General features: G+C 38.8%; 20 protein-coding genes and 1 other annotated feature. Of the genes, 18 read left to right on the top strand and 2 right to left on the bottom strand.

Translation table 11 applies throughout. From position 1 onward, the window contains the following. Positions 1-6: 6 nt before the first annotated feature. The 13 genes from ACGHIY_RS05905 to ACGHIY_RS05845 all read left to right on the top strand — a co-directional run bounded on the left by ACGHIY_RS05905 (position 7) and on the right by ACGHIY_RS05845 (position 14,771). Positions 7-1,017, top strand: coding sequence for a glycosyltransferase family 2 protein (locus ACGHIY_RS05905; RefSeq protein ID WP_390525360.1), 1,011 nt, complete (start codon positions 7-9; stop codon positions 1,015-1,017). 84 nt (positions 1,018-1,101) lie between these two features. Further along, positions 1,102-1,914 carry a C40 family peptidase gene (locus ACGHIY_RS05900; protein WP_008714242.1) on the top strand — a complete coding sequence of 271 codons (813 nt, stop codon included), beginning with the start codon at positions 1,102-1,104 and terminating at the stop codon, positions 1,912-1,914. A gap of 276 nt (positions 1,915-2,190) precedes the next feature. Further along, a complete protein-coding gene (gene alaS, locus ACGHIY_RS05895; RefSeq protein ID WP_156697627.1) occupies positions 2,191-4,806 on the top strand; it encodes an alanine--tRNA ligase in 2,616 nt (871 codons plus the stop codon). 154 nt (positions 4,807-4,960) lie between these two features. Next, a complete protein-coding gene (locus ACGHIY_RS05890) occupies positions 4,961-5,221 on the top strand; it encodes an IreB family regulatory phosphoprotein (RefSeq protein WP_004696366.1) in 261 nt (86 codons plus the stop codon). Continuing rightward, on the top strand, positions 5,221-5,640 hold the full coding sequence (gene ruvX, locus ACGHIY_RS05885) for a Holliday junction resolvase RuvX (RefSeq protein WP_004696363.1): 420 nt from the start codon (positions 5,221-5,223) through the stop codon (positions 5,638-5,640). The genes ACGHIY_RS05890 and ruvX overlap by 1 nt, the downstream gene beginning before the upstream one ends. Before the next feature lie 25 nt (positions 5,641-5,665). Further along, entirely contained in the window at positions 5,666-5,962 is a 297-nt protein-coding gene (locus tag ACGHIY_RS05880) for a DUF1292 domain-containing protein (RefSeq protein ID WP_008601328.1), read from the top strand. 243 nt (positions 5,963-6,205) lie between these two features. Next, complete coding sequence (gene mltG, locus ACGHIY_RS05875) at positions 6,206-7,639, top strand: endolytic transglycosylase MltG (RefSeq protein ID WP_021148317.1); 1,434 nt, start codon at positions 6,206-6,208, stop codon at positions 7,637-7,639. A gap of 23 nt (positions 7,640-7,662) precedes the next feature. Beyond that, positions 7,663-8,271 (top strand): O-methyltransferase, encoded by a 609-nt coding sequence (locus ACGHIY_RS05870; RefSeq protein ID WP_119563189.1) that lies wholly within the window; start codon positions 7,663-7,665, stop codon positions 8,269-8,271. Next, on the top strand, positions 8,271-9,515 hold the full coding sequence (locus tag ACGHIY_RS05865) for a U32 family peptidase (RefSeq protein WP_390525358.1): 1,245 nt from the start codon (positions 8,271-8,273) through the stop codon (positions 9,513-9,515). The genes ACGHIY_RS05870 and ACGHIY_RS05865 overlap by 1 nt, the downstream gene beginning before the upstream one ends. A gap of 3 nt (positions 9,516-9,518) precedes the next feature. Continuing rightward, entirely contained in the window at positions 9,519-9,800 is a 282-nt protein-coding gene (locus ACGHIY_RS05860) for a DUF4911 domain-containing protein (protein ID WP_101928396.1), read from the top strand. A gap of 95 nt (positions 9,801-9,895) precedes the next feature. Continuing rightward, positions 9,896-10,885, top strand: a complete 990-nt coding sequence (locus tag ACGHIY_RS05855; protein ID WP_390525357.1) for a hypothetical protein — start codon at positions 9,896-9,898, stop codon at positions 10,883-10,885. Positions 10,886-11,125: 240 nt separating this feature from the next. Further along, positions 11,126-11,358: a binding site (T-box leader), on the top strand. Between the two features lie 141 nt (positions 11,359-11,499). Continuing rightward, on the top strand, positions 11,500-13,410 hold the full coding sequence (thrS, locus tag ACGHIY_RS05850; RefSeq protein WP_039965021.1) for a threonine--tRNA ligase: 1,911 nt from the start codon (positions 11,500-11,502) through the stop codon (positions 13,408-13,410). 155 nt (positions 13,411-13,565) lie between these two features. Further along, on the top strand, positions 13,566-14,771 hold the full coding sequence (locus tag ACGHIY_RS05845; RefSeq protein WP_101928395.1) for an MFS transporter: 1,206 nt from the start codon (positions 13,566-13,568) through the stop codon (positions 14,769-14,771). A gap of 164 nt (positions 14,772-14,935) precedes the next feature. Here ACGHIY_RS05845 and ACGHIY_RS05840 read toward each other — a convergent pair whose 3' ends face one another. Continuing rightward, positions 14,936-16,429: a DASS family sodium-coupled anion symporter gene (locus ACGHIY_RS05840; protein ID WP_316058596.1), complete on the bottom strand. Its 1,494-nt coding sequence runs from the start codon at positions 16,427-16,429 to the stop codon at positions 14,936-14,938. 465 nt (positions 16,430-16,894) lie between these two features. Between ACGHIY_RS05840 and infC the strand changes: the two genes are divergently transcribed. The 5 genes from infC (at position 16,895) to ACGHIY_RS05815 (ending at position 19,634) form a co-directional block, all read left to right on the top strand. Then, positions 16,895-17,413, top strand: coding sequence for a translation initiation factor IF-3 (infC, locus tag ACGHIY_RS05835; protein ID WP_038150291.1), 519 nt, complete (start codon positions 16,895-16,897; stop codon positions 17,411-17,413). A gap of 20 nt (positions 17,414-17,433) precedes the next feature. Beyond that, positions 17,434-17,631: a 50S ribosomal protein L35 gene (gene rpmI, locus ACGHIY_RS05830; protein ID WP_004696338.1), complete on the top strand. Its 198-nt coding sequence runs from the start codon at positions 17,434-17,436 to the stop codon at positions 17,629-17,631. A 46-nt stretch (positions 17,632-17,677) separates the two neighbouring features. Further along, positions 17,678-18,028, top strand: coding sequence for a 50S ribosomal protein L20 (gene rplT / locus ACGHIY_RS05825; protein ID WP_004696335.1), 351 nt, complete (start codon positions 17,678-17,680; stop codon positions 18,026-18,028). A 142-nt stretch (positions 18,029-18,170) separates the two neighbouring features. After that, on the top strand, positions 18,171-18,725 hold the full coding sequence (locus ACGHIY_RS05820) for a hypothetical protein (RefSeq protein WP_004697253.1): 555 nt from the start codon (positions 18,171-18,173) through the stop codon (positions 18,723-18,725). 267 nt (positions 18,726-18,992) lie between these two features. Continuing rightward, a complete protein-coding gene (locus ACGHIY_RS05815; protein ID WP_038125449.1) occupies positions 18,993-19,634 on the top strand; it encodes a PdaC/SigV domain-containing protein in 642 nt (213 codons plus the stop codon). A 122-nt stretch (positions 19,635-19,756) separates the two neighbouring features. Here the strand turns inward: ACGHIY_RS05815 and ACGHIY_RS05810 are convergent, their stop codons facing one another. Continuing rightward, positions 19,757-19,993 (bottom strand): hypothetical protein, encoded by a 237-nt coding sequence (locus tag ACGHIY_RS05810; protein ID WP_038125447.1) that lies wholly within the window; start codon positions 19,991-19,993, stop codon positions 19,757-19,759. Positions 19,994-20,030 lie beyond the last annotated feature (37 nt).

Raw genomic sequence — 20,030 nt, 5'->3', positions numbered from 1 at the left:
GGATTTATGTTACTTTCTATTGTAGTGCCTGTATATAACGAAGAGGAAAATATAGCGAACTTTTATAAAGCTGTAACTGATGTTATGTCAGGTCTCACATATGATTATGAACTAATCTTCGTGGATGATGGATCTAGTGATTCGTCAGCTATGATACTGCGTGAAATTGCATTCAATGATAAACATGTTAAAGTGTTATTGCTGGCTCGTAACTTTGGGCATCAAACGGCACTTACATGTGGGCTTGATTATGCTCATGGCGATGCAGTCATTACAATGGACGGTGATATGCAGCATCCACCAGCATTGATTCCTGAACTAGTTCGATTGTGGGAATCAGGGTATGATGTGGTGCGTACCATACGCGATTCAACTGATGACGCTAGTTGGGCTAAATCTTTCACGTCTAAGTATTATTACAAACTGATGAACAAAATGGCCGATGTTCCTATTGTTGAAGGCGGGTCCGATTTCCGCCTCATGAATAGTAAAGCATTGGGCACGTTGAAACGATTCAGAGAACATGGTCGATTTTTACGCGGTATTGTCGGCGCCTTAGGGTACAGACAAGCAGAGTTGCACTTTGTGGCACCACCTCGATTTGCAGGTGTCTCAAAGTTTAGTGTGCGTAAAATGATTCGATTTGCTCTGGATGGTGTAACCGCTTTTTCAAGGGTGCCTTTACGGGCCGCCTTGTATGTAGGTGTACTTTGTGGTGGAATGAGCTTTTTGCTCATTTTACATCTTTTGTATGTATATCTTACAGGACAAGCTTTGAATGGGTGGACAACCTTGGGCGTATCAATCTTGTTTATTGGTGGAATTCAACTCGTCGGACTGGGAATTATTGGCGAGTATGTAGGTCGTATTTTTGAAGAGGTGAAGCAACGGCCTTTGTATTGGGTTAAGTCAGCTATAAATTTTGAAGAGTATGAAGAGGCTCCGTTACTCGGACCAAGTAGTGCAGATGTTTTTATGGCACCAGAGGTTTATACCAACAAGAGCAAAGAAGACTAGCTGTATTTGTGAATGCAAATAAATAGACGGTTAGTATATTTTGAATAAATAACTTACTTTAAAAGTTTTTTGGAAAGGAAGCATATGAAGTCAAAATATAGTAAGGTTAAAATAACGGCATTAACATTAACTTTTGTGTGTGCCACAACAGCCATGGTTGGCGCAACAACATTACAATATGGTGATAAGGGCAAAAGTGTTACAGCGGTTCAACAACAACTAATTAAACACGGCTATAATGCTACAGATAAAAATGGTGTATATGGTAAGGAAACGAAGTGGGCAGTTCGTTTGTTCCAACAAGATCGTGGCCTTCCAGTGGATGGTATCGTAGGTCCTGCTACGTATAACGCATTGATGGGTGCTCCTCGTTCTACGAAGGCAGTATTGACTCAAAATGCAGCGACTAAAGCAGTAGCAACGAAATCCGCTTTTACAAACAGCAACGCGACATCCCGTCGTATCGCTGGTCAATCCATTAATGGCAAGAACGTTAAATTAAACAATATTACGAAAAATGAAACACCTAGCAGTATTCACGCAATCTTGGCAGAAGCTGACAAATACCGCGGTGTACCATATGTATTTGGCGGTACTACTCCAAGTGGCTTTGACTGCTCTGGTTATGTTAAATATGTATTTGAAAAACAAGGTATTTCCTTACCACGTTTGGCAGATGAACAGTATAACGTAGGTGTTGAAGTTTCTCGTGCGAACTTGAAAGCAGGGGATTTGGTATTCTTCGAAACATATGAACCAGGTCCATCTCACTCTGGCATTTATATTGGCGATGGCAAGTTCATTAGCGCCACTTCCAGTCGTGGTGTTGCAGTAGCAGATCTTGATACTGGCTATTGGGGTGAACGTTACATCGGCGCAAAACGCGTTGTACGCTAATTTAATAACTAGCTATAAAAGAGGCTATACGAATCAATTTTGTTTTGTTGATTTGTATAACCTCTTTTTATGTTTATTATTTACGATTTAACTAGCATTGACTAAATTTGACCTTTTCTTTTATTGTAAAAATATGGATTAAAATTTATATCTTTCACGGTCTGATTGGATTGGTGTGAAAGTGCGGGAATTCCGCATAATCTCAATGTTTTTGATAGATTTTATATCGTTTTTGAGTTATAATGAAGAGTAAATAATTTTAGGAGGAATATACACATGAAGGGTAATGAACTGCGTCAAGCATACTTGCAGTTTTTTGAAAGTAAAGGACATTTAAAATTAGATAGTTTTTCTCTTATACCAGAAAATGATCCGTCTTTGTTATTGATCGGGGCAGGTATGGCGCCATTGAAGCCTTTCTTTACAGGCAAATTGGTACCTCCTTGTCGTCGTATTACAACATGCCAAAAAAGTATGCGTACCGGTGACCTTGAAAACGTAGGGCGCACAGCACGGCATCATACATTCTTTGAAATGTTGGGGAATTTCTCTTTCGGGGACTACTTTAAAAAAGAAGCTATTCATTGGGCGTGGGAGTTTTTAACTGAGGTTATTAAACTCGATAAAAATAGATTATATGTTACTGTATATCCAGATGACCAAGAGGCATATGATACATGGCATAATGATTGTGGTGTAGAAGAGAGCCATATCACGCGTCTCGAAGATAACTTCTGGGAAATTGGCGAAGGCCCATGTGGTCCAGATAGCGAAATCTTTTTTGATCAAGGTCCTGAACATGGTTGTGATGACCCTAATTGTGCGCCAGGCTGTGATTGCGATCGCTATCTTGAAATTTGGAACTTAGTGTTTACTCAATTCAATAAAATGCCAGATGGATCTTATGAACCATTACAACATAAAAACATCGATACAGGCGCCGGTCTTGAACGATTGGCTTCCGTATTACAAGGCTGTAAAACAAACTTTGAAACCGATTTGATTTTCCCAATCATCGAAGCCACTGCAAAACGCGCTGGTGTTACATATAACGAAGATCCAAATACAGATGTTTCTTTAAAAGTTATCGCTGACCACGCTCGTGCTGTCACTGCATTGATCTCCGATGGCGTATTGCCATCCAACGAAGGTCGCGGCTACGTATTGCGTCGTATTTTACGCCGTGCTGTACGTCATGGCCGTTTACTTGGTATTGAAGGTATCTTCTTAACACCACTTATTGATGTAGTCGTAGACATTCTTGGCCCTGGTATTACATCTATTGCTGAGAAACAAGACTTCGTTAAACGCGTGGTTCAAAACGAAGAAGAACGCTTTAACCAAACCTTGGAGCAAGGTCTTGAGCTATTAAACTCCTTGATCGATACATTAGCTGCTGAAAAGGCAACTGTAGTTCCTGGTTCTGAAGTATTCAAACTATATGATACCTATGGATTCCCTTGGGAATTAACAGAGGAAATTGCTTCTGAACGTGGTTTTACAATCGACCATGAAGGCTTTGAAGCTGCTATGAAAGAGCAACGTGAACGCGCTCGTGAAGCCCGTGTTAAAGAAGATGCAAAGGTAGCAACACCGGATATTACATTCTTGAAAGACGAAGAACTTCTTGAGGACGAGGCTGTAGAAGCATCTTCTGTATTGATGATAGGTAAAGGTGCTGAACGTTTACAAACAGCTGCTGACGGTGATGAAATTACTATCATCGTACGTACGACTCCATTCCATGCAGAAGGGGGCGGTCAATTAGGCGATACAGGTTTTATTGTGGGCCCAATGGGTAAGGTAGAGGTTCATAACACTAAACGTTTACCAGAAGGCACTGTATACCATATCGGTACTGTTATAGAAGGCTCCATCTCTGAAGGCGATGATGTCACTCTTGAAGTGGATACAAATCGCCGTGCAGCAATGGCTCGCAATCATACAGCGACCCATTTGTTACATGCAGCTTTGAAACAAATCTTAGGTGAGCATGTAAACCAAGCAGGTTCTTTAGTAACTCCAGATTACTTGCGTTTCGACTTCACCCATTTCTCTCCTGTAACGCAAGAGGAACTTGATCAAATCGAAGCTCTTGTAAACGAAGAAATTTTAAAAGCTACGGACCTAGCTATTGCTGAAATGTCCATGGATGAAGCAAAAGCAAAAGGTGCTATGGCACTCTTCGGAGATAAATATGGCGATGTAGTTCGCGTTGTTGAGGTCCCAGGATTCTCCGTTGAATTGTGTGGTGGGTCCCACGTAGGAAATACCGCATTCATTGGCTCTTTCCACTTAACTTCAGAAGCTGGTATCGGTTCTGGTGTACGTCGTATCGAAGCGATTACTGGTCGCGCAGCTCTTGATGCAGCCAAACAAGATCGTTTGACTATTGAACGCATGGCAAGCGAGCTTAAAACTAAAGCTCCTCAAATAGAAGAACGCTTACACCAAGTATTAGCAGAAGCTAAAGAAACTGCTAAAGAACTAGAACAAATTCGTAAAGAGGTTTCTGCTGCAGGTGCAGCTGATATCATTGCGGGTAAAGTCATGATAGGTGATGTAGAGTTTGTTGGCGCAGCTGTAAAAGCATCCTCTATTGATGAATTACGCGACTTAGCTGATATGGGACTTGATAAATTGAATGGATCTGGTGTGGTTCTTGTAGGCGCTGCTATGGGCGATGATAAGGTAAACTTTGTATGTAAAGTATCTAAAGATGTCGTTGCTAAAGGTGCAAAAGCAGGTAATATTGTTAAAGCAGCAGCTCAAGTAGCTGGAGGTAATGGCGGTGGCCGTCCGGATATGGCACAAGCAGGTGGCAAAGAGCCAGCTAAATTAATGGAAGCCTTAAAAGCTGGTGGTGAAGCCTTAAAATCTATGTTACAATAGGCATATAATTTTATAATTATACTTGTATCTGTTATAGAAATTTTTCATAATGCATAAAAAGTTACTGACTTTGTAGCTTTAATTCAAGTATAATAGTAGGTGAGATTTCACTTTTATGGTGAAATCTACCGATGTAATAAAAAGGAGGGATACGATGAACGTTTCAGATGAAACCATGTTATTCCGTAAAGTAGACGATGAACCGATGACCGCTGAAGAGGTGCTTACGCGTGTTTATCAATCTATTCAAGAAAAAGGTTACAATCCAATTAATCAAATCTTAGGGTATCTAATCTCTGGAGACCCTGCGTACATAACAAGTTATAATAATGCGCGTTCCGATATCCGTCGTTTAGAGCGTGATGACTTGATTGAAGAATTGTTGAAAGAATACGCAAAGGCTAAACAACTATAATGAGAATTATGTCATTAGATGTAGGCAGCCGTACTATTGGTATTGCCTGTAGCGATGCACTGCTCATGACAGCACAAGGTATTGAAACCATTCGTAGAACATCTCTAGAAAAAGACTTTAATCGCTTACAAGAACTCATTTCTGAATATGAAGTACATGAACTTGTGGTAGGTATGCCGAAAAATATGAATGGTACAAAAGGTGAACGGGCTGAAAAGACTGAAGAATTCGTTGCAAAGATGAAGGAAGTCATCGATTTACCTGTTACATATTGGGATGAGCGGTTATCTACTGTTATGGCTGAACGTCAACTCATTGCGGCTGACGTGAGCCGTAAAAAGCGTAAATCCGTTATCGATAAAATGGCAGCGGTTGTAATTTTGCAAGGATATTTAGATCGCTTGCAGTTTAATAAATAAGTATTTTCTTTAAGGAGGGTTTCCAATGGTTGACCAAAATTTTGAGGGTGAAGTGTATTATTTGGAATTCGAAGACGAACATGGTAATAAACAATACTTCACAGAAGATGTTATCTTGAGTCATGAAGGTCAAGAGTATGCCGTTCTTGTGCATGTACAAGATGAAGATGCTGATCATGAAGGTCAAGATGACACATACATGATCTTGGCTCGCATCGAAACAAACGAAGAAGGCGTAGAAGAATACGTACCTTTGGATGAAGAAGATGAAAACTTTGAAACTCTAGTAAAATTGTATGAAGACATGGATGAAGACGAATAATCGTTTTTAGCATAAATTTAGCGTATTGTCAGTGGACAATGCGCTATTTTTATTTTGTTATACATTATCATTGTTGTACAAAGAAGGGACTTCATTTATGCTAAAGGCATAACAAATTTACAAAATTAATATATTGCATAAAATGTAATAAGTGTAATCATTGCCCTTTTATATAGGGGAAATATAGAGTTTATGGTATAATGAATTGATATACTGTTATGTTACAGAAAGGAACTCAACAACGTGAGAAAAGCCTTAAGATATATTTTGATCCTAGTTATTGTAGGTATATTAATTATTGGTGGAGGCCTTGGTGCATTGTACTTTGTACCGAATACCTTTGCTCAAGATGATGGAACACAAGTAGTCGTTATAGAAAAAGGTCAAACGGGTACTGAAATTGCAGATATGCTTTTTGAAAGGGGGCTTATTCGCTCAACTCAAGGCTTTAAGCTTTGGTTATACTTGAGTGGTACCAATGATAAGCTTCAAACTGGCCATTATCAAATACCTAATAAGGTAACTGTGCACGAACTCATTTCTTTGTTACAAGAAGGTCATGTAGAATCTATTCGTGTTACAATTCCTGAAGGCTATACAGTTGGGGATATCGCTATCGTTCTTGAAAAGAATCAAATCATGAAGGCGAAGGACTTCTTGGCTGAAGCTAAAACTTATGTACCATACCCATACATGAAAGGTACAAAACCTGCTACATATCCTGTAGAAGGCTTCTTGTTCCCAAGTACGTATGAAATCCCCGTAGGGGCTACACCTCGTGATGTTATTCAAATGATGGCTGATGAAATGAATCGTTATCTCACACCAGCTGTGAAGAAACAAATTCAAGCTCAACATATGAGTATTCATGACTTTGTAACTTTGGCGTCTATCGTTGAACGAGAGTCGTTATTTGATGCAGACCGTCCAACCATTGCAGGGGTGTTTAAAAAGCGTCTAGCTCATGGTATTCCATTGCAATCTGATGCGACTATTTCCTATGTACTTGGTTATGCAAAGGAAAATGTAACGATTGGTGATACACAATTACAAAGCCCATATAATACATATGTATCTAAAGGTTTACCACCAGGACCAATTGCAAACCCTGGTAAAAAAGCTTTAGATGCAGTATTACACTCTGAAAATACAGATTATTTATACTTCGTAGCAGATAAAGAGGGGCATAATCACTTCTCTAAATCATACGAAGAACATTTAGCAGAGGTTAATAAAATTTATGGCGCTGATACGGTAAAAAATTCTTCTGCTAATACTGAAGTAGCTGCACAAGCTGGTCCTAACTATGACGTAGCAGTAGCGACTACAGAGCCTAATTATAATTATAGTTCTGCAGAAGCAGTGGAAGCAGATTCTCAATATGTTGATGTAGAACCTAGTTATAAATACACACCAACTACAGTTCCAGCGGCTGAGGTCCCAGATCCTGTACCAGGTTCAACACAAAATCAATCATCGACGCAAGTTACGCCAACTGCTCCATCCTATGGAAATAATACAAATACCAATACGTATGTACCAACGACGACACCTGTACCTGAATCGATGCAGAACGTTATTCCTAATGCACAACAAGTACCACAAATTCAGGTAGAATCTGCAAATCCGGCTGAACGCTCTACGTTGGTAGTTCCTAGTGGTACTAACAATAGATAATGTAGGAGATTTAATCTACTTTCATGATATTAAATGATATTTTAAATGAACAGCGTATTTACGCGATGATTAATGATGTGCCGATTTTACGAGAATCTGAGGTTCATCTATTTGAAGAATTAATAGGTTTATACCGGCCCACCTCTGTGTTAGAGGTGGGCACAGCCATTGGTTACTCCGCTTTGTTGATGGCACCATTACTCGACGAAGAGGACGGGCATATTACCTCCATTGAATTGGATGATGTGCGCTATGAAATGGCGAAATACTATATTAACCAATCCGATTATACCGATAAAATTACATTGCTGAAAGGCGATGCGTCTCAAGTCTTAACGGAACTCACAGGCGAATACGATCTAGTGTTTTTAGATGGACCAAAGGGGCAATATTTAAAACAACTTGAACTTATTCTGCCACATGTGAAAGAAGGGGGCGTCATTCTTGCAGATAATGTACTCTTTAGAGGCTATGTAAGGGGCGATAAGGAACCGCCAAAACGGTTCAAAACTATCGTAAAACGGTTACAAGAATACTTAACATATGTTGAAAATAAAGAATTGTTTAACACCACCATTTATCCCATGGGTGATGGTATGAGTGTGAGTGTGTGGAAAGGGCACAACAAATAATGGCAGAACATTTTATGGAATTGCTTTGTCCTGCAGGTAATATGGACAAGCTTAAAATGGCTATTCGCTATGGTGCGGATGCCGTATATTGCGCAGGTAAACGTTTTGGCTTGCGCGCAGGTAACTCTAATTTCTCCGATGAGGAATTAAAGGAAGCTGTAGAATTCGTACATGCTCATGGTAAAAAACTCCATGTTACATGCAATATTATTCCTCACAACGAGGACTTCGAAGGCTTAGAGGACTATTTGAAATTCCTTGAAAGCATCGGTATTGATGCTATCATCGTTGCCGATATGGGTATCTTTAGCCTTGCTAAGCGCGTGGCTCCAGGTTTAGAGCTTCACGTAAGTACACAAGCTTCTACTACAAACTGGCATACAGTTCAAATGTGGAAAGAACTTGGTGCCACACGTGTTGTAGCGGCTCGCGAAGTATCCTTAGCAGACCTTAAAGAAATGAAGGATCATGTAGATATTGAAATTGAGTCCTTCGTACATGGTTCTATGTGTATTTCTTACTCTGGTCGCTGCTTATTGTCTAACTATATGACAGGTAATCGCGATGCTAACCGTGGTCAATGTTCTCAATCTTGCCGGTGGAAATATTCTCTTGTAGAATCAAATCGACCTGGTGAATATTACCCAATCGAAGAAGATGAACATGGCACATATATCTTTAACTCTAAAGACTTGTGCTTGATTCACCGCATTCCAGATCTTTATGAAGCTGGTATTGATAGCCTTAAAATCGAAGGGCGTATGAAATCAGTTCACTATTGTGCCACAGTGGCAAAAGTATATCGCACAGCGATTGATACATATCTTAAAGAAGGTAAAGATTGGTACGTTCGTCCAGAATGGATTGCAGAATTAGAGAAGATTTCCCATCGTCCTTATACAGATGGCTTTGCAGAAGGTCGTCCTGATGAAACGGCTCAAAACTATGGTAAATCTACGAATACGCAGAGCCATGACTTCATCGGTTTAGTTATGGGCTACAACGAAGAAGAAAAATACGTTGATCTTGAACAACGTAATAACTTTAAGGTGGGCGATAAGGTAGAATTCTGCCAACCGAAAGGGGAACTCGTTGAAACTGTTATCGAAAAAATGACAGATGAAGATGGCAATCCTATCGATGTAGCACCTCACGCACAAATGAAAGTACGTATCTATATGGATACACCACTTGAACCGTACTCCATGATGCGCCGTGAGTGCAAACCTAAAGAGGGTGAATAGTTTATGAGCGGTACAGCCTTAGAGCCGAGTAAATCTATCGGCGCATTTCCAGATGTACCTGACTTAACCACCTCTGGAGAAGAAGCGTATGTGTACTTTCACATTGATCCTAAGCATACGAATTTCATCAATCGCATCATTGAAGGCTATGAATATTTAGGTGTTATGACCTCTGTAGATACGAGTGGGCGGTGCATGTTGCGCTGCACACCATCTACAAGGCCTTTGGCGCTTGAAGTATTAAGTAGTTTATCCGACTATGTCACTATAGAAGATAAAGTATAATCATGATTGTAAATTGTATGAGGGAATTTTGTGACTATACTAGATTTACAATTATATTAAATGTATACGAATTGTAGAGAAATGAGAGTATATCTATGAAACAATCTATTTTGAAACGCACATTATTAACAGCTTGCCTTGGAGCATCTATGGCAGGTGTAGCTATGGCGGGTCCTGTAGGCCCTGTAATCATTCCTCAAGCCGGGGATGTGGTTGTTATCAACCATGGTCCTGATATGACTTTCACAGGGAATATCAATTTTGATGTGGAAAGCCAAACTAACAACAATTTACAAATTAGTTCTACTGTGATTCCTAATGTGGTATACGGTGCGGCTTTCAATAAGTCTGGCGCACCAGATACTATCATCCCAGCTCAAACGTATGTATATGTAGGCACAAAAGACGGGGCGAATGCTTTCACAGAAGCTAGCGATGCAGACAAAAAAGGTGCAAGTTGGAACGTGGAAACATTGAAGAAAACTAAATCTGGCGATGTACAATTGGCGAGCCGTGGCGTTCCTGAAAAACCATTGGCTAATCAAGTGGCGACCATTAAAGATTCTATTATGCTTAGCGCTGTAGACCTCAGTACTACAGAGGTGGGACGCAATAGCAAGGGCGTTTTATATATGACCGTGCCTAAGGAATTGAAATTGACTGCTGACACAGGCATTCCTGATGATGTGCGCGAAACGATGCCAGCCATGTTCCGGGGCAAAATGGGAGACTCCCTCATGGTAAACCTCATGCCTCTAAATGAGGAAGAGAAGCAACAATTAGCGGCAAATCCACATAATGCAAATACTATCGTATTCAACCGTGGTATGAACATGGCAAAAATGATTGGTTCCTCTGCGCGTACAAGTAAGGTGTATACATACATGAAGGACCATTATTTGAACCTTGTTATTGTAGCGAAAGATTACGATGATAACGGTGCTCGTGGTAGCGGTGTTATGATGGTATCAAAACAAGATAACTCTAATGACGTGCTCTTAACACTCTACAAAGGGCCAGACCTTTCTACTAGCAAATTGGAAAAAGTAATTGGTGCTATGTTGTCTACAAACTTCAAACGTTAATATACAAATAAAGTATATAAAATGGCTCGAGATTCTGATATGTTCCGCCTTTACTGGTTGTCTAGTAAAGGGGGCCATATCATTCTGGGGCCGTTTTCTTTTAAAAATAAATGTATATAGGTAAAAATAAAGGTGAAGTTTATAGTATATTGCTCTAACAACAATTACAATTTATAGTTCTTATTATATTTCCATTTAAACTGTATTGAATTTTTTAACTCTCTATGATACTATAATCTAGTAAAAGTGATGCAAAGGACATGATTCTTTTATCCCTGTGTACCAGAGAGAGGCAGATGCTGGAAATGCCTTACACATATATTAGAGTTACCCCCTTTAAACTGATTTGTCGAACCTAAGTAGGCAAGTACGGCCGCCACCGTTATCGGGCTTAATGAAGTGAATTAACTATACACATATATTCGTATAGGTAGTTAACTAGGGTGGAACCGCGAATGATCTTCGTCCCTTGTTTGTAGGGATAGAAGGTCTTTTTTTATTACCCAATTTCTACAAGCTATTTACACAATGCTTATGTATTGTGTGGTAAGTAGGTCTATTGGTGAAAGTATAAAATCAAAGCTATCCTAGTTTATAAATTGGAGGAAAGAAAAATGGCAGATGTAAAAATCATTTTACCTGATGGTAGTGCGAAGGAATATGCTGCTGGCACTACTCTTGGGGAAGCAGTAAAACAACTATCTAACAGCTTGGCTAAAAAAGTACTAGCTGCTAACGTAAATGGCGAATTAACAGACCTTCGCGAAGAACTTGTAGATGGTTCTGAAGTAGCGTTCTTAACATTCGAAGAAGATGGTGGTAAACATACATTGCGCCACACAGCTTCTCATATCTTGGCTCAAGCTGTTAAACGGTTATGGCCTGAAGCTAAATTGGCTATTGGACCCGCTATCGACAAAGGTTTCTACTATGATATCGATATGGAACATACTTTGACTCCTGAAGATTTGGGTAAAATCGAAAAGGAAATGAGCCGTATTGTAAAAGAAAATTTACCGATTACTAAATCCGTTATGCCTCGTCAAGAAGCTATCGAATTTTTCAAAGCTAAAAACGAAGATTACAAGGTAGAATTGATTCAAGACCTTCCTGAAGATGCTGTAATCTCCTGCTACTCTCAAGGCGATTTCATCGATCTTTGCGCAGGACCTCACGTGGCATCCACTGGTAAGGTAAAAGCTTTCAAATTACAAAGCATTGCAGGTGCATACTGGCGCGGCGATGAAAAGAACAAAATGTTGCAACGTATTTACGGTACTGCATTTGAAAAGAAAGAAGAACTTGATGCATACCTTCACTTGCTTGAAGAAGCGGCTAAACGTGACCACCGTAAACTTGGTAAAGAACTTGGCTTGTTTGTTATCAAAGAAGAAGGTCCTGGTTTCCCATTCTTCTTACCAAAAGGTATGGCTCTTCGCAACGAATTAGAAAACTTCTGGCGTGAAGTTCACCATGATTTTGACTATGAAGAAATTCGTACACCTATCATCTTGAGTAAACATTTGTGGGAAACTTCTGGTCACTGGGATCATTACCGCGAAAATATGTACACTACAATCATCGACGATGAAGAATATGCAATTAAACCTATGAACTGCCCAGGTGGTATCTTGGTTTACCAAAACGAAATGCATTCCTATCGTGACTTCCCATTGCGTTACGCTGAACTCGGTCTAGTTCACCGTCATGAATTGTCCGGTGCATTACACGGCTTATTCCGTGTACGTGCGTTCACACAAGACGATGCTCATGTATTCATGTTGCCAGATCAAATGCAAACTGAGTTGATGAAAGTTATCGAATTGTTCGACCGTATCTATAGCCAATTCGGCTTGAAATATCATGTAGAATTGTCCACTAAACCTGATAATGCAATGGGTGATGACGCAATTTGGGAAGCAGCGACAGAAGCATTGCGTAATGCTATCGAAGCGAAAGGTATTCCATACGTAATCAACCCTGGTGACGGCGCATTCTACGGACCTAAACTTGACTACCATATCGAAGACTCCTTAGGTCGTACATGGCAATGTGGTACTATCCAATTGGATATGAACTTGCCTGAACGTTTCCAAATTGAATACATTGGTGAAGATGGTCAAAAACATCGTCCTATCATGATTCACCGTGCATGCTTTGGCTCTATGGAACGTTTCATCGGTATCTTAACTGAACATTATGCAGGCGCATTCCCAACATGGATGGCTCCTGTACAAGTTAAAATCTTGCCTATCTCTGAAAAACACGTTGAATATGCTAAAGAATTGGCAAAACAAATGCACCGCGACTATGTACGCGTAGAAGTAGACGATCGCAGTGAAAAAATCGGCTATAAAATCCGCCAAGCGCAAATGGCAAAAGTTCCTTACATGCTTGTTGTGGGTGATAAAGAGGTTGAAGAAGGCACAGTTAACGTTCGTAAACACGGCGGTGATGAATTAGGTTCTGTACCATTCGAAGAATTCTTTAATTCTATTAAGATTGAAATTAAAGAACGTAATTAATTAAATATCTATTGTTTATATTGATAAAAATCCCCCTCACATCTTGCACAATTATAATTAGTCTGTATAATTTATTAGTGGTGAGATTATATGAGGGGGATTTTATTATTATATTCTCTTTAATTGTTACCTGTGAGTAGCGAAAGGAAATGACTATGAAAGAAGTAAATTCATACGGTTGGAAAGCTGTTATTGGTTCATCTATAGGTTATGCCATGGATGGGTTTGATCTCTTGATTCTTGGCTTTATGCTAACCTTGATTTCAGGGGACTTAGGCTTGACTACTGGTCAAGCAGGTTCACTTGTGACGTGGACATTGGTAGGTGCCGTAATCGGTGGTTTTATCTTTGGTACTTTGTCAGATAAGTTTGGTCGTGTTCGTGTGTTGACATGGACTATTGTGTTATTTGCTGTATTCACTGGTCTATGTGCTTTTGCACAAGGGTATTGGGATCTTCTCATATATCGTACAATTGCCGGCATCGGCTTAGGCGGTGAATTTGGTATTGGTATGGCCTTAGCAGCTGAAGCATGGCCTGCACAACACCGTGCAAAAGCGACGAGCTATGTTGCCATCGGCTGGCAGTTAGGCGTATTGGCCGCAGCACTGTTAACCCCCGTATTACTTCCTTATATTGGATGGCGAGGAATGTTTATGGTTGGCATTATCCCTGCCTTTGTAGCCTGGTTCTTCCGTGCGAAATTACATGAACCAGAAATCTTTGTTCAAAGTAAAGAAACTAAGGAACATTCCCATACAAATTCATTCAAGTTATTAGTAAAAGATGTAAGAACTACAAAGACCTCTATAGGTGTTGCTATTTTAACATCTGTTCAAAATTTTGGTTACTACGGTATTATGATTTGGTTGCCTAACTTCTTGAGTAAGCAATTAGGGTTTTCCCTTACAAAATCGGGTCTGTGGACTGCCGTAACTGTATGTGGCATGATGCTTGGCATTTGGTTATTCGGACGATTGGCTGATAAAATTGGTCGTAAACCAACATTTATCTTGTTCCAAGTATGTGCTGTAGCATCTATCTTGATTTACTCTCAACTATCTGATCCAACAGCTATGCTATTTGCCGGTGCTATTCTAGGAGCCTCTGTAAATGGCATGATGGGTGGCTACGGTGCCTTAATGGCAGAAGCTTATCCAACAAGTGCTCGCGCAACGGCTCAAAATGTATTATTTAACATCGGTCGCGCCGTAGGTGGCTTTAGCCCAATGGTAGTAGGTATGATTATCTCAATGTATTCGTACCAAGTGGCAATTGCATTCTTGGCGATTATCTATGTAATCGATATATTGGCAACCGTATTCTTAATTCCTGAACTAAAAGGTAAGGAACTAGAATAGATAATTGTTTGTAAAAGCTTTACATTGAAAAGAATATAGACGTTTTATATTGAAACTTATATAAAAATCAAGAGGCTCTGTCATAAGACAGAGCCTTTTATAGTATGTTTAATTTAAAATATTAGAATTATTTAGAGTGTTTGGTCTATTTAGAATATTTAGACTTACGCAATTCCAATCCAATGCCAGTATGTCAGTGCAAATACGAGCATCATGACATAGCCGATGATGGTTAATGGAATGCCTGTAGTCATAAATGTTTTTACGTCGAATGTATCTGTTCCGTAAGCTACCATGCCTTGTGGTGAGTTTACTGGTAATACTAAACCGAAGCAGATTGCATATTGCATGAGCATTGTTACGCCAAGTGGATTAAGTCCTTCTGCGGAATGTCCCATAACGATGGATATTACGATAGGAATCATGGCAGACGAGAGAGCTGTAGCTGATGCAAATCCAAGATGGATTAAAATCAGAAAGGCAGCCATAATAGCAATCAAAAGGAACACACTTGCCGTTTCAAGGGAGAAGGCATTTACAAATACCTGTGCGAGCCAAGTAGCAGCTTTTGTTTTAAGTAATACGGAACCAAGTCCTATACCAGCTCCAAACATAACAATCGATCCCCAGTCGATATTTGGCTGTGCAAACTTCCAGTCCATAATACCAATTTTAGGGAAGAAGAATAAGGCAATTGCTATAATCGTAGTTGTTGTAGTATCGATAGAGTGTAGTTTACCTCCTGTGGCCCACAATGCTAATAAACCAATGGAGATGCATAATAGTTTCTTTTCATCAAATGTCATTGGACCGATTTCTTTACGCATTTTAGCGAGTTGTACATCACCGCCAACGAGCTCTTTAAACTCTGGTTTGATAAAAGCTTGCGTTACAAAGTAGGTAATGATAGCCATAATTATGGAGAACGGTGCAGCTGCTGTGAGCCAATCAATCCAACTTACAGATGTATTCATCTGTGTTTGCATAAACCCAACAGCTACAAGGTTTTGAGCGGCAGCTGTTTGAATCATAATATTCCAAAATGTATCTGCTTGTACGGCACCTACCATGAGCAGGGCTGCTACACGGCTTTTACGTTCAATACCTAAGTTTTCGACGATACCGATAATAATTGGAGCCAAACAAGCGATACGAGCCGTTGCACTTGGTACAAAGAAGGCGAGAATAAGACCTGTAATAATAACACCTAAATAGATACGGCTTACCTTTGTACCTACACTAGATAATACGAGCATAGCAATGCGACGATCGAGTCCTGTTTTGCGCATGGCTACGGAAATAAACATAGCGGCACCCACGAGAATCATCGCAGGAGAAGAATAACCTGAAATAATTAGTTTCAAGGCATTGGCTGTGCCCATAGTTTTCGCTGGCGCTTCTGGATTTGGAGAGAAGCCTAGTAATAAGGCAGTGAGTGCCGTAATCATGGTCGCACTTACCGGATAGGATACAGCCGATGTCATCCACAAGATGATAGCAAAGGCGAGGACACCAATCATGCGATGACCACCGGTAGATAATGTTTCTGGCGTAGGCAATAATAAAATACTACCTAGAACAATAAAGGCGAGAATAAGGCCAATATTTTGAACTGTTGTACGAGCCTTTTGCGGAGGCGAACTAGTTGTTACACTCATGATAAAACCCCTTTCAGTTTGTGTAATACCTATTACTGTATAATACCTAGTTAGATAATGTTTAGTTAGATAATGTTTAGTTAAATAATATCTAGTTAGATAATACCTATTTAGATAATACCTATTTAGGTAGAATATATTATATATATTATTGTATCGTATTTTTTCTATAGAATTAATAATTATATTATAGAAATATTGTATACATAAAGGGGGATAGGTGTCAGTAAGTATACCTATATACAGAACTTATAATCTCTGTTATACTGTAAGAGTTGTAATAATAAATTGCTGAGAGCAACTTAAGATTGTTGTTGACTTTCATTATCTAATTTGTTATTATAATTAAGTGATTTATGAAGCAGAGGCCATCCGCCACTCACCTAATACCAAGAAGTATGAGGTTAATATAGAGAATTCTATTCGGATGGTGTTTGCCGTCCGTTTTTTTTTATTCTCTTGGAGGTGAACGCTATTAGCAAGGATACACCACGCATTAATGAAGAGATTCGTGCTCGTGAACTTCGTGTCGTAGGTCCTGAAAACGAACAAATCGGTATTATGTCTGGCCGTGAGGCTTTGGCATTGGCTGAAGAACAGCATCTTGATCTTGTGGAGATTGCGCCTAACGCTAAACCACCAGTAGCTCGCATTATGAACTACGGTAAATATCGTTATGAACAACAAAAACGGGAGAAAGAAGCGAAAAAGAAACAAAAAATCGTAACTTTGAAAGAAGTCAAATTACGTCCACATATTGAAGACCATGACTTTTACGTAAAAATGAAAAACGCATCCAAATTCTTGGGTGAAGGTAACAAAGTAAAAGTAACCATTATGTTCCGCGGTCGTGAACTTTCACATCCAGAACTAGGCATGGCAGTGTTGACACGTTTTGCTGAAGAACTCAAAGAAACGGCGTCTATTGAAAAAGCAGCTAAATTAGAAGGTCGTAACATGACCATGATTTTAGTAAGTAAATAAGGTATTGGGAGGATTATATTATGCCAAAAATTAAAACTCGTCGCGCAGCGGCTAAACGTTTCGCAGTAACTGGTACTGGTGAATTCAAGCGTGCGAAAGCTTTCAAAAGCCACATTCTTGAGAAAAAATCTCCAGCTCGTAAACGTAATTTACGTAAAGCTACATTGGTTGCAAAAGCTGACCACAAACGCGTAGCTAAATGCTTACCATACGCTTAATCGTTAACTATTAGATCGATACATCGTAATTTAGGAGGAATATACAATGGCAAGAGTGAAAAAGGGCGTTACAGCTCATGCACGTCATAAAAAGATTTTAAAATTAGCTAAAGGTTACCGCGGTACACGTTCCCGTTTGTTCAAAAAAGCTAACGAAACAGTAATGAAAGCGTTGTACTACGCTCGTCGTGACCGTCGTGCGAAAAAACGCGAATTCCGTCAATTGTGGATTGCTCGTATCAACGCAGCGGCTCGCATCAACGGTACAACTTACAGCCGTTTCATCGCTGGCTTAGCTAAAGCAGGCGTTGAAGTGAACCGTAAAATGTTGGCTGACTTGGCAGTTAACGATGCAGCAGCATTCGCTAAACTTGTTGAAGTAGCTAAAAACGCTTAATAGTATAACCATATACATTGAGGACTCTCTTTGGAGGGTCCTTTTTTATGTGGTGAAAGTAATAGATTATCAATATTTTTATAATATGATATCCTATACATATAATGTGTGTGATAAATATTGAAAGAGGGGAATTAAAATAATGAAAAAGTTATTTTCTATGTTATTGTTAGTATGTATAGTAATACCATTACAGATCCAAGCTATATCGATGGAAGCAATTAAAAATGATAAGAACAATGTTCCTATTCTTACAGGAAAAAATGCTATTACGTATTTTGTAGATAAAAGTTCCATTAAAAGAGTAGAAGAGAATGAGTTTATTTATAAAGCACAGGCCGTTGTATATGAGGTTGAAAATAATAATAGTCGTAGAACTAACTCATATATTCACAAGGTTTTAGTTACTTATCGTTATGATATAAACCATTCTGTAGCCAGCGTATTACGTACTCCACAGTATGCACAAGACTATTCACTTCTTATATATGCTAAACAAGCTAGCTCTGGTATGAAATTAACAATAAATAGTGTGGAAGATTTTAATTATGAAGGTGTGGCTTTAGGTAATTTCGGCAATATTCCAGAACAATACGTTGATGTAGCTTTGCATGATCCTAAATATGTTGTAGGTAACTATATCTTTAAAGAAGCTTATGGTACAACTTTTGAAAATATGACTCTTCATAAGAAATAAGATAAATGAGTTTATGGAAGTAGCTAAAAACGCTTAATAGCATAATAATACAGATTAAGGACTCTCTTTGGAGGGTCCTTTTTGTATGGTAAAAGTATGATATAGCTACATTTATATTTTAGTGTAAAATACTAAATCGTTTTGGCTGTTTTATAAAGTGAAATAAACTATCAAAAAAGTAAAATATAAAAGAGGAGTTTTATTATAGCTTGTAGAACTAACATAGTAATAAACCTATTTAAGGTGCTTGTAAAAGGAGGCATTATTATGGGAATCTTTAAAAAGCTATGTATGACCTCTATGTTAGGTGTTATGTTAACTGTACCAACGTATGCAACTGTTGTTACAGGCAGTCAATCAGATGTAAATTTAGATTTAAAGTATCCTTTAGTTTATACAGAACATGCTTATGCTCAAAGAGTTATTAATACAGATATTGCAAATTATGTACTCGAAGCAAAGGATATGTATTACAACCAACATATTTATCAAGTTTCTCAAAACTATAAGGTTACCTATGAGGATAGTCAAGTTGTTTCAATCCTACTAACTACCTATTATTACTACGCCGGAGCTGCTCATGGTATGTATAATACAAGAGGTCTTGTATATAATAAAGTAACAGGTCAACGCATTCCATTATATAACTATATAAAAATTGCGAATGCAGCACAATTGGATAACGGTTTACGATCCCATGTATTAAGTTATTATACAGGTAATCATATAAAGAGCTATATTCCAAGTGGATGGAGTGTAAAATATGTAACCGATAACTATTGCTTACGTGGTAAGGGGAACATTGATCTAGTTTACCAACCATATGAACTAGGACCGTACGCAGCTGGTAATACCTATATTGGTTTTACACCAAAAGCCATTGAATACTTTAACAGAATGAACTCCTGATAAAAGTATGTTGCTATATTGATCCTAACTGTATTTTGATGAATTAAATAGTATTCTTGTAATATACGACAAAAGCCTATAGTACATTTTTAGTACTATAGGCCTTTATCGTATTTACCATATTATCTTCTAAATCCGCCGCATCCTCTAGTATTAGAGTTTGGACCGCAATAATTTTGGTTGTTATTGGTGCCTGGTGCATAGTTAGTATTGTTCGTATTGTTATCGGAGTTGTATTGTGTGTTAGTGTTGCAATTGTACTGAGAGTTATTGCATACATAATCGTAAGCAAATCCAGTAGATACAACAGCGGTTACGGCTAAAGCAGTCATGATGAGTATACGTTTTGTAAATTTCATAGTAATTACCTCCTTGTTCCTATATTTATATTATACT

This window comes from Veillonella parvula, from assembly GCF_042850485.1.
In the GTDB taxonomy this organism is placed as follows: domain Bacteria; phylum Bacillota; class Negativicutes; order Veillonellales; family Veillonellaceae; genus Veillonella; species Veillonella parvula_Q.
Note: the sequence above shows the minus strand (reverse complement) of the source record. Positions and strands in the feature narration are given on the sequence as shown.